The 12520-nt window shown below is 70.3% G+C and carries 17 protein-coding genes; 6 read left to right on the forward strand and 11 right to left on the reverse strand.

Translation table 11 applies throughout. From position 1 onward, the window contains the following. Positions 1-688: 688 nt before the first annotated feature. The 4 genes from CXP56_RS19155 (at position 689) to bcp (ending at position 2958) form a co-directional block, all read left to right on the forward strand. On the forward strand, positions 689-1096 hold the full coding sequence (locus tag CXP56_RS19155) for a flavoprotein (protein WP_245566663.1): 408 nt from the start codon (positions 689-691) through the stop codon (positions 1094-1096). Between the two features lie 361 nt (positions 1097-1457). After that, positions 1458-1634, forward strand: a complete 177-nt coding sequence (locus CXP56_RS18870) for a hypothetical protein (RefSeq protein WP_169725247.1) — start codon at positions 1458-1460, stop codon at positions 1632-1634. Positions 1635-1844: 210 nt separating this feature from the next. Then, positions 1845-2405, forward strand: coding sequence for a hypothetical protein (locus CXP56_RS18875; protein ID WP_028847935.1), 561 nt, complete (start codon positions 1845-1847; stop codon positions 2403-2405). A gap of 76 nt (positions 2406-2481) precedes the next feature. Next, positions 2482-2958, forward strand: a complete 477-nt coding sequence (bcp, locus tag CXP56_RS18880; RefSeq protein ID WP_028847934.1) for a thioredoxin-dependent thiol peroxidase — start codon at positions 2482-2484, stop codon at positions 2956-2958. Positions 2959-3015: 57 nt separating this feature from the next. Here bcp and rdgB read toward each other — a convergent pair whose 3' ends face one another. From rdgB to clpS, 11 genes are all read right to left on the reverse strand, one after another. Beyond that, positions 3016-3630, reverse strand: a complete 615-nt coding sequence (gene rdgB / locus CXP56_RS18885) for an RdgB/HAM1 family non-canonical purine NTP pyrophosphatase (protein ID WP_028847933.1) — start codon at positions 3628-3630, stop codon at positions 3016-3018. Next, on the reverse strand, positions 3627-4427 hold the full coding sequence (gene rph / locus CXP56_RS18890; protein ID WP_028847932.1) for a ribonuclease PH: 801 nt from the start codon (positions 4425-4427) through the stop codon (positions 3627-3629). The genes rdgB and rph overlap by 4 nt, the downstream gene beginning before the upstream one ends. Before the next feature lie 10 nt (positions 4428-4437). Beyond that, the gene (locus CXP56_RS18895; protein ID WP_028847931.1) at positions 4438-5220 is read right to left on the reverse strand and encodes an MBL fold metallo-hydrolase; all 783 of its coding nucleotides are present in this window, start codon (positions 5218-5220) and stop codon (positions 4438-4440) included. A 42-nt stretch (positions 5221-5262) separates the two neighbouring features. After that, positions 5263-6075 (reverse strand): glutamate racemase, encoded by an 813-nt coding sequence (gene murI / locus CXP56_RS18900; protein WP_028847930.1) that lies wholly within the window; start codon positions 6073-6075, stop codon positions 5263-5265. Beyond that, positions 6072-6779, reverse strand: a complete 708-nt coding sequence (locus tag CXP56_RS18905; RefSeq protein ID WP_038045058.1) for a rhomboid family intramembrane serine protease — start codon at positions 6777-6779, stop codon at positions 6072-6074. Before CXP56_RS18905 ends, murI begins: the two co-directional genes overlap by 4 nt. 53 nt (positions 6780-6832) lie before the next feature. Then, positions 6833-7795, reverse strand: a complete 963-nt coding sequence (locus tag CXP56_RS18910) for a PLP-dependent cysteine synthase family protein (RefSeq protein ID WP_286902208.1) — start codon at positions 7793-7795, stop codon at positions 6833-6835. Between the two features lie 2 nt (positions 7796-7797). Then, entirely contained in the window at positions 7798-8070 is a 273-nt protein-coding gene (locus CXP56_RS18915; protein WP_028847928.1) for a MoaD/ThiS family protein, read from the reverse strand. A 30-nt stretch (positions 8071-8100) separates the two neighbouring features. Next, positions 8101-8517, reverse strand: a complete 417-nt coding sequence (locus CXP56_RS18920; RefSeq protein ID WP_028847927.1) for a M67 family metallopeptidase — start codon at positions 8515-8517, stop codon at positions 8101-8103. 63 nt (positions 8518-8580) lie between these two features. Beyond that, positions 8581-9639 carry a P1 family peptidase gene (locus CXP56_RS18925; protein ID WP_051310199.1) on the reverse strand — a complete coding sequence of 353 codons (1059 nt, stop codon included), beginning with the start codon at positions 9637-9639 and terminating at the stop codon, positions 8581-8583. Further along, complete coding sequence (locus tag CXP56_RS18930) at positions 9636-10190, reverse strand: DUF2017 domain-containing protein (RefSeq protein ID WP_028847926.1); 555 nt, start codon at positions 10188-10190, stop codon at positions 9636-9638. The genes CXP56_RS18925 and CXP56_RS18930 overlap by 4 nt, the downstream gene beginning before the upstream one ends. Positions 10191-10208: 18 nt before the next feature. Next, positions 10209-10511 (reverse strand): ATP-dependent Clp protease adapter ClpS, encoded by a 303-nt coding sequence (gene clpS, locus CXP56_RS18935; protein ID WP_028847925.1) that lies wholly within the window; start codon positions 10509-10511, stop codon positions 10209-10211. A gap of 84 nt (positions 10512-10595) precedes the next feature. Between clpS and CXP56_RS18940 the strand changes: the two genes are divergently transcribed. Both CXP56_RS18940 and CXP56_RS18945 read left to right on the forward strand, forming a co-directional pair. Further along, the gene (locus CXP56_RS18940) at positions 10596-11927 is read left to right on the forward strand and encodes a nicotinate phosphoribosyltransferase (RefSeq protein WP_028847924.1); all 1332 of its coding nucleotides are present in this window, start codon (positions 10596-10598) and stop codon (positions 11925-11927) included. Further along, on the forward strand, positions 11902-12474 hold the full coding sequence (locus tag CXP56_RS18945; RefSeq protein ID WP_028847923.1) for a nicotinamidase: 573 nt from the start codon (positions 11902-11904) through the stop codon (positions 12472-12474). Before CXP56_RS18940 ends, CXP56_RS18945 begins: the two co-directional genes overlap by 26 nt. Positions 12475-12520: the final 46 nt, after the last annotated feature.

Consider the following 12520-nt stretch of genomic DNA (forward strand, 5'->3'; position numbering starts at 1 on the left):
TGCACTCCTCGGCGTAACTGACGACTGCCGCGCCAAGTCGGACGACATACTGCCCGTAGGCGTGCAGCACGTCAGCACTCGGCAGCGGACCAGTCTTCAGTTGACCTTCCAAGACCATGAACGTCGAGACCACTGGCCATGCACCGCCCGGCGGGCCGCAGCCGAGCATCAGGTCGTCGATGCCGCCTGGGTCAACGCTTGCGACCTCTCCGCACGCCTTCGTTCTTCGCCCGCCCGCTCGCCTGACTCGGAACAAGCATCCTGCTCATCCCTGCTCGTCTCTGTCGAGCAGTCATCGATCACGATGCGGCCATCGCTCTGGAGCTGCTGAATGTCGGCGGGCCTTCCGTGCGTTGTCCTGCACGATGGTCTGGCATCGCGGACGCATCGTTCTGCCCATGCATGCGCCGTGGGTGAATCCAACTGAACGAGGATCCGTGTGCAGTGATCAATCTGCTGGACGCGGAGCGCCTAGCACCCGAACTGGTGCGAAACAGCCCTGAGGTGAGATCCATGATCGTCGATCTGCTTGGGCGAGAACGGCGTCACGTCATGCCAGGCCACCGCGGCCTGGCATGACGTGCTGGAGCGGACAGGTGACCGACGATCGCTGCGTCTACCTGATTGCGACCGCCGCCCCGCCAGTACGTGAGCTTGCCCGGCCCATCACGGCTTTGCAGGAACGGGGATGGACCGTGGCCGTCATCCTGAGCCCGACGGCTGCGCAGTGGCTGGATCCGCCCGGCGGAGCCGGACCCGCTCGACAAGGCCGACGCCGTGCTCGCCGTACCGCTCACGTTTCAACTCACTGAACAAGTGGGCTGGCGGGTTCGCCGACACGGTTGCCGTCGGCGTCCTGTGCGCACTGCTCGGCGCGGGCGTCCCCATCGTCGCCGCTCCGTGTGTGAAGAGCGCCTTGCGCCGTCATCCGGCGTACCGGGAGAGCATCGAGCGGCTGGCCCGTGCCGGAGTGCGGTTCGTCGACCCCGACGCCGTGACTCACCGAGGCTCCGACGGGCTCGCTGCGTTCGACTGGCCCACGATCATCGACGAGTTGGGCGCCCACGAAAGCCCGTGCCGCGGCGCGCCGGTTTGAGTTGACGTTGGTCACAATTTCGTCTCGACACGTCGGCCATGTCGACCGAGCCCATGACGAGCCGGAACAAAACCGCAGCTCAGAGGTGTACACGCGATGCATCTCACAAGACAGACTGTCCGCACGCCCGTTTGCACATGCACCTGCTTGTGCGAAAAAACGGTGATCCTTGGCAGCATCCGCGGCCGGATCGGGTACCCTCTCGTGGTGCCGGTCGACCCCCAGGGCCGGTGCTTTCGCCCCCGGCGCCCCCTCCCCCCTCGGCGCCGGGGGCCTCTTTCTTTCCCGTTTCTTTCCCGCCCGGTCACAGCACGCTTTCGTCGGCTGCGTCCGTCTGGCCGCCGTCGGTACGCTACGCACCATGGCCAACCCGTTACGGTGGGTGCTCGATCTCATCGAATGGTTCGAGGACCGCGGCGTCTACGTACCCGGCGACGACAGCGGCGTCGTGCAGCCGTGGCGTGCGTTCGGCTGGATCTTCGTGGGGTGGATCTTCGCCCTCGGGCTGTTCATCCTGTTGTTCGCGCTCGCCGCGTGACCGCCGGACATGCCCGTTCCGGGGTGAGCGGTCTCACTTTTCGCGCATCGGCGATTACGGCTTGGCCACAGCAGCACACCAGGTCCGACTCGGTCAGCGGATCCGCTCGCGCGCGCAGCTGCACGTGCAGCAAAGTGGATCGGCGGGTGACGAGCCCGTCCGACCGACCCTTGCCGAGCCGCCCCGTGGCGGCTGCTGAAGGAGCGCCCTGTGACCACCCGGCGGAGACTCGCCGCAGCTTGGCTCGCACTGGCCGCGACGATTTCCCTCGCGGCATGCGGGCTGGACGCTGCGGGTGATCCGGCCAACGGCGGCAGCGCCTCGCCCACCGCTTCAGGCGACAGCGGCCGCCCCGCCGCACCGGCGACACAGACGCCGGTCTTCGGCCGTGCCTACACCTACCCGAACGGCGTCTCGGTGACGGTCTCCGCGCCGCAAGCGTTCACGCCGAGCGCCACGGCGAGCCCGCAGTTCGAGCACGCGGTGTCGTTCGAGCTCACCGTGCACAACGGCACCGACAAGCCCTACGACATGGCCCGTCTGCGGCTGGAGGCCTCGGTCAACGGCCATCCGGCCGGTGAGGAGATCATCGACTCCACCAAGGGCTACCCGGGCCTGCGCGGGGTCAGCACCCAGCTGCCGCCCGCGCGCTCCATCACCGTCCTGCTGGCCTACGGCAGCGACGAGTGGCCGTCCAGGGCGGGACTGCGGGTCCGCATCGGCCCGCAGCAGCGCGCCATCGTCGAGTTCTCCGGCCCGGTGGAGAGCTGACCCGGCCATCGTCCTGCCCGGTGGACAACCGGCGCCGTCGCGTTCCGCGGCCGCCTGGAACGGCTAGGGTGGGGCCGTGACCGACGCGAAACTCGCGGTGGGCGACAAGGCCCCCGACTTCACCCTGCCCGACAGCACCGGCAAGAACGTCAGCCTGTCCGACTACGCCGGCCAGCACGTGATCGTCTACTTCTACCCCCGCGCAGGCACGACGGGGTGCACGAAGCAGGCCTGCGACTTCCGCGACAACCTGTCGCTGCTCAACGACGCGGGCTACCAGGTGCTCGGCATCTCGCCGGACAGCCAGCAGGCACTGGCCACGTTCGCGGAGAAGGAAGGACTGACCTTCCCGCTGCTGTCCGACGCGGACAAGACCGTGATGCGCCAGTGGGGCGCCTACGGTGAGAAGAAGAACTACGGCAAGATCGTCCAGGGCGTCATCCGCTCCACGTTCGTCGTGGCGCCGGACGGAACGCTCGCCGAGGTCCGGTACAACGTGCGCGCCACCGGTCACGTGGCCTCGCTGCTGAAGAAGCTGGATCTGGCCGGCTGAGCCGCCATCCGCCGGGTGCCGTGGCCCCATCGGCGCAGGACGGCAGCCTCCCGGCGCTCAGGCCAGCAGCTCGCGCAACCGCGGCAGCAGGGCCCGCAGCGCCCGCCCGCGGTGCGACTGGGCGTCCTTGGCCGCCGGTGCCAGCTCGGCGGCCGTCGACGTCGATCCGGCGGGCACGAAGATCGGGTCGTAGCCGAAACCGTTGGCGCCCCGCGGCGCACGGGCGATCGTGCCCGGCCACTCACCGCGCACCACCGTCTCGTGGCCGTCGGGCGTGACCAGGGCCGCCGCACACACGAAGGCCGCGCCCCTGCGCTCGTCCGGCACATCGGACAGCTGGCCGAGCACCAGCTCGAGGTTGGCCCAATCGTCCCCGTGCCTGCCGCACCAGCGCGCGGACAGCACACCGGGCATGCCGTTGAGCGCGTCGACGCTCAATCCGGAGTCGTCGGCCACCGCGGGCAGGCCGCTCGCCCGTGCGGCGTCACGCGCCTTGATCAGCGCGTTGCCCTCGAACGTGGGCTCCGTCTCCGGCGACTCCGGATACTCCGGCACGTCGGCCAGGCCGAGCACGGTGACCCCGGAAAGCCCTTCGTCGGCCAGGATGCGCCGCAGCTCGGCGAGCTTGTGCGCGTTGCGGGTCGCCAGCACCAGCCGCGTCTGCTCGCTCACTTGTTCGCCTTCGCCGCCTTCTTCAACGCTTTGCCGGACTGCTTCGACGGCGGCTCGGGCAGCTCACCCGGGTAGGGCTCGGCCAGCGCCTCGGCCTGGATACGGCTCAACTCGGCGCACCCGGCCAGCGCCAGGTCCAGCATGCCGTCGAGCGTCGAGCGGGTGAACGTCGCGCCTTCCGCTGTGCCCTGCACCTCGATGAGCGTGCCGGAGTCGGTGGCCACCACGTTCATGTCCACCTCTGCGCGCGAGTCCTCCTCGTACGGCAGATCGAGCCTGATCCGGCCGTCCACCACGCCGACGCTGACCGCGGCGATGCCGCTGGCCAGCGGCTGCGGGTCGATCAGGCGCTCGGCAGCGGCCAGCCAGGTGATGGCGTCGTGCAGCGCCACGTAGGCCCCGGTGATCGCCGCGGTACGAGTCCCGCCGTCGGCCTGCAGCACGTCGCAGTCGATCACGATGGTGTTCTCGCCCAGCGCGTCGAGGTCGATGCACGCGCGCAGCGATCGGCCGATCAACCGGGAGATCTCGTGCGTGCGGCCGCCGAGCCTGCCCTTGACCGACTCCCGGTCGCTGCGCGTGGTGGTGGCCGACGGCAGCATCGAGTACTCGGCGGTGACCCAGCCGGAGCCGGATCCCGCACGCCACTTCGGCACGCCTTCGAGCACGCTCGCCGCGCACAGCACGCGTGTGTTGCCCATCTCGATCAACACCGACCCGGCTGGCCACTTCTGATAGCCGCGGGTGATGGTGACCGGGCGGAGTTCGTCGTCTGCCCTGCCATCTGCTCGTGCCACGTGTTGCACCCTAGCCGTGTGGCCGAAGGTCATAGCTCGCACCCTGCACGACGATGTCGGACGGTCCCGGGAACTCGCTTTTGACCTCGGCGTGGATCCGTGCCGGGTCGGTCCACGGGGCGATGTGCGTGATCAGCACCCGGCCGACCCCTGCACGCTGGGCCAGCCTGCCGACCTCGACCCCGGACAGGTGGATGCCCGGCGGACGGTCGTCGGCGTGCGTCCAGGTCGCCTCGGCCAGCAGCACGTCGGCACCTGCGGCCAGCTCGTCCAGCGCCGGGCACATGCCGGTGTCACCGGTGTAGGCGAACGTGGTTCCGCCGTGCCTGATCCGCACGCCGTATGCCGGAGTGGGATGAGCCACCTCGACGGCCCGCACCTCGAACGGGCCGATCATCGCCGGTTCGGTCGGCAGCGGTGCGAACGTGTAGACGTCGGACAGGTCGGTTTCGGCACGTTCCCGCTCGTCCGGCGCGTAGAGGTTGATCAGGCGCTGCTCGGTGCCCTCCGGCCCGTACACCGGCAGCCGCTGCGGCCGTCCCGCGGCCAGCCGCTCCGGGTGATAGCGCCGGATGACGGTCAGCGCCCCGAAGTCCGCGCAGTGGTCCGGGTGCAGGTGGGACAGCAGCAACGCGTCCAGTGCGAACGGATCACGTAGCTGCTGCAGGGCGGACACGGTGCCGTTACCCAGGTCGAGCGCGAGCAGGAACCCGTCGGCCTCGAGCAGGTAACCCGAAGCGTTGGTGCCGGGCCCCGGAACGCTCCCCGAGCATCCGAGGATGGTCAGCCGCATGCAGACACCATGCCACGGCCGGTACGGAAAGCGAACGCGCCGTCACGGTGACGGTGCGAACACCGCCTCGCCGGGCAGCCCGGCCGGAATACCGAGGAAGCGGCGGGCCAGGCGTTGGAACGGCTCCTGCGGACCGGTCGCGGTGAACTCGTGCACCGGCGGCGTGTCGCCGGGCGGCGCCAGCGCATCCTGCTCGGTGAGCACCCGCACGACGTCCTTGGCCGTCTCCTCCGCACTGGACACCAGCGTGACCTTCTCCCCCATCACGATCTGCAGCACACCGGTCAGGAACGGGTAGTGCGTGCAGCCGAGGACCAGCGTGTCGACGTCCGCGGAGATCAACGGTTCGAGATAGCCCTGGGCCAGCCCGAGCACCTGCCTGCCGGACGTCATGCCGCGCTCGACGAAGTCGACGAACCGGGGACAGGCCACGCTGGTCACCTGCACGTGGCTGACCGCGTGGAACGCGTCGTCGTAGGCGCGCGAGCGGATGGTCCCCTCGGTGCCGATCACCCCGATCCGGCCGGTGTGGGTGACCGCCACGGCACGCCGCACCGCGGGCAGCACGACCTCCACCACCGGCACGTCGTAGCGCTCCCTGGCGTCGCGCAGACAGGCCGCCGACGCGGTGTTGCACGCGATGACCAGCGCCTTCACGCCGCTGTCCACCAGCTCGTCGAGCCTGCGCAGTGCCAGCTCACGGACCCGCGCGATGGGCAACGGGCCGTACGGGCTGTTGGCCGTGTCGCCGATGTAGCGCACCCGCTCGGCGGGCAGCTGATCCATCACCGCGCGGGCCACCGTCAGCCCGCCGACGCCGGAGTCGAAGATCCCGATCGGAGCGGCTCGGTTCACGCCGCCAGGTTACCCGGCGGCAACGGCGGCGCCGGCGGCGTCGACGCCCCGGCCGACGGGCCCGCCTTGCCCATGGACCGGTCGGCCTTGGCCACCAGCCAGGCGGCCAGCACGCCGGCGAGCGCGCCGAACAGGTGCCCCTGCCAGGAGATGTCCGCCGCACCGGGCAGGACGCCCCACAGCATCCCGCCGTAGACCAGGAACAGCACGACGGCCAGCACCAGCTGCCCGGGCGCCCGATTGAAGATGCCACGCACCAGCAGGAAGGCCAGCCAGCCGAAGGCCAGCCCGGACGCGCCGATGTGCACGGTGTCCGGCGGGCCGATCAGCCACACGCCCAACCCGCCGATCAGCCAGATGGTCGCCGACACGGCGATCCACTGCCCGATCCCGCCCGCCATGGTCAGGAAAGCGAACAACAGCACCGGGATCGAGTTGGCCGCCAGGTGCTCCCACGAGCCGTGCAGCAGCGGCGCGAACAGCACACCGAGCAGGCCGTCGGCCTCCCGCGGCTGGATGCCGCCCGCGTCCAGGTTGGCGGGCAGGACGACGTCGACCAGCTCGATCAGGTACAGCAGCACGGTGAAGCCGACCGCGACGAGCGCGGCGGCCTTCGGGTTCGGCGGAAGGACCCGACGCGACTTGTCGACCCGCTTCGCACCGGTCGTGGTGCTCGGTGTCCCTGGCAGCGGCGGTGTGCTCATGACTCCAGGCTACGAGCGCCCGTTGCGGCCCGCCTCGGGGAAAATCCCGGGTATCAGGCCCACAACTGGCCGTCGAGCTTGGCCGCCGCCTCGTCCAGCGCACCCACGTAAGCGCCGGTGGACAGGTACTTCCAGCCCGCGTCGGCGACCACGAACGCGATGTCCGCCCGCTGCTTGGCCCGCACCGCCTTCTCCGCCACGGCCAGCGCGGCGTGCAGCACCGCACCGGTGGAGATGCCTGCGAAGATGCCTTCCAGCTCGAGCAGCTCCCTGGTGCGGCGCAGCGCGTCGTAGGCACCGACGGAGTACCGGCCGGTCAGCACCTGCTCGTCGTACAGCTCGGGCACGAACCCCTCGTCGAGGTTGCGCAGCCCGTACACCAGCTCGCCGTACCGGGGCTCGGCCGCGATGATCTGCACGTCCGGCTTGTGCTCGCGCAGGTACCTGCCGACGCCGACCAGCGTGCCGGTGGTGCCCAGCCCGGCGACGAAGTGGGTGATCTCCGGCAGGTCCTTCAACAGCTCGGGGCCGGTGCCCTCGTAGTGCGCCTGTACGTTGGCCGGGTTGCCGTACTGGTACAGCAGCACCCAGTCCGGGTTCTGCTCGGCCAGTTCCTTGGCCACCCGGACCGCTTCGTTGGAGCCGCCCGCGGCGGGCGAGTACACGATGCGCGCGCCGAACGCCCGCAGCAGCTGCTTGCGCTCCTCCGAGGTGTTCTCCGGCATCACGCACACCAGGCCGTAACCCTTCACCTTGGCGGCCATGGCCAGGGCGATCCCGGTGTTGCCGGACGTGGGTTCCAGGATGGTCGCGCCGCGGGTGAGCCTGCCGTCACGCTCGGCGGCCTCGATCATCGCCAGCGCAGGCCGGTCCTTGATCGACCCGGTCGGGTTGTACTCCTCCAGCTTCGCCCACAGCCGCACCGGCGGCCCGTCCCCCGTGTCCGGGGACAACTTGGGCAGCCCGACCAGGGGTGTCGAGCCGACGGTGTCGAGCAGGCTGGCGTAGCGGCCCACGATCAGCCGCCCGCCACCGCGGGCAGGATGGTGACCGTGTCGCCGTCGTTGACCTTGGCCTCCAGCCCGCCGGCGAACCGGACGTCCTCGTCGTTGACGTAGATGTTGATGAACCGGTGCAGCTTGTCGTCCTTGACCAGGCGGGCCTTGATGCCGCTGTGCCGCGACTCGATGTCGTCGATCACCTCGAGCACGGTGCTGCCGCTGGCCTCGACGGACTTCTGCCCCCCGGTGTGCGTTCGCAGGATGGTGGGGATGGACACGGTGACGGCCATGGGTTACCTCCGCTGTTGGTGCTCAAGTCGTTACGACTCGGGCTCGATGATCTTGACCGGCTCCTCGGTGACGACACCGTCGACGATGCGGAACGAACGGAATTCGTGCTCGTCGGGGTCCCTGGTCGACACCAGGACGTAGTGCGCGTTCGGCTCCGCGGCCAGCGCCACGTCGGTGCGTGACGGGTAGGCCTCGGTCGCGGTGTGCGAGTGGTAGATGACCACCGGCTCCTCGCCGCGCTCGTCCATCTCTCGGTAGAGCTTGAGCAGATCGCCGGAGTCGAACTCGTAGAACGTCGGCGACCGGGCGGCGTTGACCATCGGGATGAACCGTTGCGGATCGTCCGACCCGGCAGGCCCGGCGATCACCCCGCACGCTTCGTCGGGGTGATCCGCCCGCGCGTGCGCGACGATCTTGTCGACCAGCTCGCGGCGAATCTGCAACACAGCATCGATCCTAGGACGTGGAAAGCGAAAGTCCGCATGATGAGACGGCAAAGGTAGCCGGAGTCACGCGGTGCCCGGCGCAGGGCGATGCCCGCCGCCGCCGACCACACCAGGCCAAATGTCCCGGTAGGCAGGCATTCCGGCCACCGCGGTGGCCTGCAGCATGCCCCGGACGATCGATCGGGCGAACGTCCGGGCGGCGGCCGCGCAGAGCTCGTCGAGCGCGGCGGCCCGCATCGGCGCGGCGAACGGCCCCTGCGCCGTGGTCAGCTCGCGCTCCGCAGTCGCCAGCGCGAACACGGTGTCACCGTCGAACATGGAATGCGCGGGCCGGATCGCACGGGCCAGCCCGTCCTGCGCGGACATGGCCAGCCTGCGGCACTCGGCCTTGGTCAGCGCCGCGTCGGTCGCCACCACCCCGATGGTGGTGTTCAACGGTGCGGCTGCGCCTGCGGGCCGCTCCCCCGGCCGGTCCGGCCAGGCCGCCACGCCGAACTCCCCGGCGAGCTGGTGATCGGCCGCCCATGGCCGGCCGGTGGCGAAATCGACCGCCTCTCCACTGGCGTTGACCACCGCGAGCGCGCCGACGGTGAACCCCGACGAGGTGACCTCGCTGGCCGTGCCGACGCCGCCGGACAACGACCCGACCTTGGCGCCGGTCCCGGCGCCCACGCAGCCCTCGGCGACCGGCCCGGTGGCCGCCGCGGCGCACGCCGCGTAGCCGAACTCGGCGTCCGGCCGGTTGCCCCACGCCGACCTGGGCAGGTCGAAGACGACCGCGGCGGGCACGATCGGGACCACTTCGTGCGGCTGCGCGCCGACCGGGAAGCCGTGCTGTCGCTCGCCCAGCCAGCGCATCACGCCGTCGGCGGCGGCCAGGCCGTAGGCGCTGCCGCCGGACAGGCACACCCCGTGCACCTGCTGCACGAGGTTCTGCGGCGCCAGCAGATCCGTTTCCCGCGAGCCGGGCGCGCCGCCGCGCGCATCCACGCCTCCGGTGGCGCCCGCGGGTGTCAGGACCACCGTCGTCCCGGTCGCCCAGCCGTCCGCCATCCGGTGGAAGTGGCCGACCAGCACCCCGGGCACGTCGGTGATCGCGTTGTGCGGGCCGGGCGCTGTCATGCCGCCATCGCCTGGACGAGGCTTTCCTGCATGTACGTCAGCCAGTGGTAGACAGCCAGGTGCGGCGCCCGCGGGTCGTCCTCGGGCAGCTCGTCCGGCATGTCCTCCTGGACGTCCAGCGCCGTGCCCAACGCCAGCCGCACGTCGTTGATCGCGCTCAGCCACGCATCGGCCTGCTCGAGCGACAAGCGCACTTCACCGCCCTGCGGCGACAGCGTCTCCAGCACCACGCCTGCCACGCCGATCTTGGCGTCGACCAGCTCGGGTTCGTGCAGCGAGCGCAAGGCGGCCATCTCGGCACGTTCCTGCGGGCCGGCCTGCTCGTCCAGCCGGTAGAAGTCCGGCAGCAGGCGTTTCAGCACCGGGTCGTCCGGCGCGCTGGACGGTCCGGTCCTGATCCCGGTCAGCTCGCTCAGCTCGTCCTTCGGGGCACTGTCCGCGCGAGCCCGCAACATGTCCTCCACCTGCCGGACCAGGCCGCGCAACACCGCGGCCTCCTGCTGGTCGAACCCGGCGATCACCCGGGCACCGCGCCGCTTCCATGGTTTCACCGCGTAGCTCGCACCTCGCTACGACGGCTTCTGCATCGTGGCCCACAGGCCGGCGGCGTGCAGCTTCTTGACGTCGCTTTCCACTTTGTCCTTCGACCCGGACGACACCACGGCCTTGCCCTTGTGGTGCACGTCCAGCATCAGCTTGGTCGCCTTCTCCCGGCTGTACCCGAACAGCTTCTGGAACACGTACGTCACATACGACATCAGGTTGACCGGGTCGTTCCACACGACGGTCTGCCACGGTTTGTCGGTCTTGCCGAGTTCATCGACCTCCTGGTCAACCTGCGGATCTACGGCCGCGGGCATTGGTGTGGACATACTTCTATGGTGGCACGCGCCACGCGAGAGGCAACACGGAGGCAAGGCCCGGCGATGATCATCGAGTGGTCATAGGGTGGTCCCATGACAGCCCCTGGCGCCAGCACCGCGCTGCTGACCGACCACTACGAACTGACCATGCTGGCCAGTGCGCTGCGGGACGGCAGCGCCGAGCGGGAATGCGTGTTCGAGGTGTTCGCACGCCGGCTGCCGGACGGGCGGCGGTACGGCGTGGTGGCCGGCACCGCCCGCGTGCTGGAAGCGGTGACCAGCTTCCGGTTCGACGAGACCGAGCTCGACCACCTCGCGGCCACCGGGATCGTTCCCGACGACGCATTGGAGTGGCTGGCCAACTACCGCTTCTCCGGTGACGTCGACGGCTACCCGGAGGGCGAGCTGTACTTCCCCGGCTCCCCGATCCTCACCGTGCGCGCCCCGTTCGCGCAGGCGGTGGTGCTGGAGACGGTGGTGCTGTCGATCCTCAACCACGACAGCGCGGTGGCGTCCGCGGCAGCCAGGATGGTCACCGCGGCAGGCAGCAGGCCGATCATCGAGATGGGCGGCAGGCGCACCCACGAGCAGGCCGCCGTCGCCGCCGCGCGGGCGGCGTACCTGGCGGGGTTCGCGGCCACGTCGAACCTCGAAGCGGGCAGGCAGTACGGCATCCCGACCCGTGGCACCGTGGCGCACGCGTTCATGCTGCTGCACGACAGCGAGGAAGAAGCGTTCCGCGCTCAGCTGGAGACGCAGGGCACCGACACCACCCTGCTGGTCGACACCTACGACATCACCCGGGGCGTGGAGACCGCCGTGCGCGTCGCCGGGACCGAACTCGGCGCGGTGCGCATCGACTCCGGTGACGTGGGTGTCCTGGCCAGGCAGGTGCGTGAGCAGCTGGACCGCCTCGGCGCCACCGACACCCGCATCGTGGTGTCCGGCGACCTGGACGAACACGCCATCGCGGCATTGCGGGCCGAGCCGGTGGACGCCTACGGCGTCGGAACGTCCGTGGTGACCGGGTCCGGCGCGCCGACCGCGCACATGGTCTACAAGCTGGTCGAGGTCGAAGGGCGGCCGGTGGCCAAGCGCAGCCTGAACAAGGAGACGCACGGCGGCCGCAAGTCCGCGCTGCGCCGGTACAAGGAGACCGGAACGGCCGTCGAGGAGGTCGTCTTCCCCGCGCAGGAGCCGCCCGAGCTCGGCCCGCACGACCGGACGCTGCCGATTCCGCTGATGCGCGGTGGTGTCCCGGTGCCCGATCTCCCTACGCTGGAGGACAGCAGACAGCACCTGCGCCGGGCGCTGGTCAGCCTGCCGTGGGAAGGCCTGACCCTGTCCCACGGCGAGCCGGCCATCCCGACGGTCGTGCTCCCGAGAAAGGCGGCGGGCGATGAGTTCGGCGTTGATCATCGTTGACGTGCAGAACGACTTCTGCGAGGGCGGCGCGCTCGCGGTGACCGGCGGCGCCGCGGTGGCCGAGGACATCTCGGCCAAGCTGGCCACCAAGGGCGAGTACGCGCACGTGGTGGCCACGCGCGACTACCACATCGATCCGGGCGAGCACTTCAGCGACAACCCGGACTACGTGCGCTCCTGGCCACCCCACTGCCGGGCAGGCACGGCTGGAGCGGCGTTCCACCCGGCGCTGCACGTCGGCCCGATCGAGGAAGTGTTCTCCAAGGGCCAGTACTCCCACGGCTACTCCGGGTTCGAAGGCGAGACCGGCTCCGGCGAGCGGCTGGCGGACTGGCTCCGGAAACGCGGCGTGGAACGCGTCGACGTCGTCGGGATCGCCACCGACCACTGTGTGCGGGCCACCTCGCTGGACGCGGCGAAGGCCGGTTTCGCCACGCGTGTCCTGCTCGACTACACGGCGGGTGTTTCCCGGGAGACGGTGGAGAAGGCGCTGGACGAACTGCGCCGGGCAGGGGTCGAGCTCACCGGCTCACCCCGGGTGGGCTGAGAAGACCGAAACGGCGGGGGGGGCCCCCCCACCCCCCCCCCCCCCG

Source organism: Thermocrispum sp., assembly GCF_002919275.1.
Taxonomy (GTDB): Bacteria; Actinomycetota; Actinomycetes; order Mycobacteriales; family Pseudonocardiaceae; genus Thermocrispum; species Thermocrispum agreste.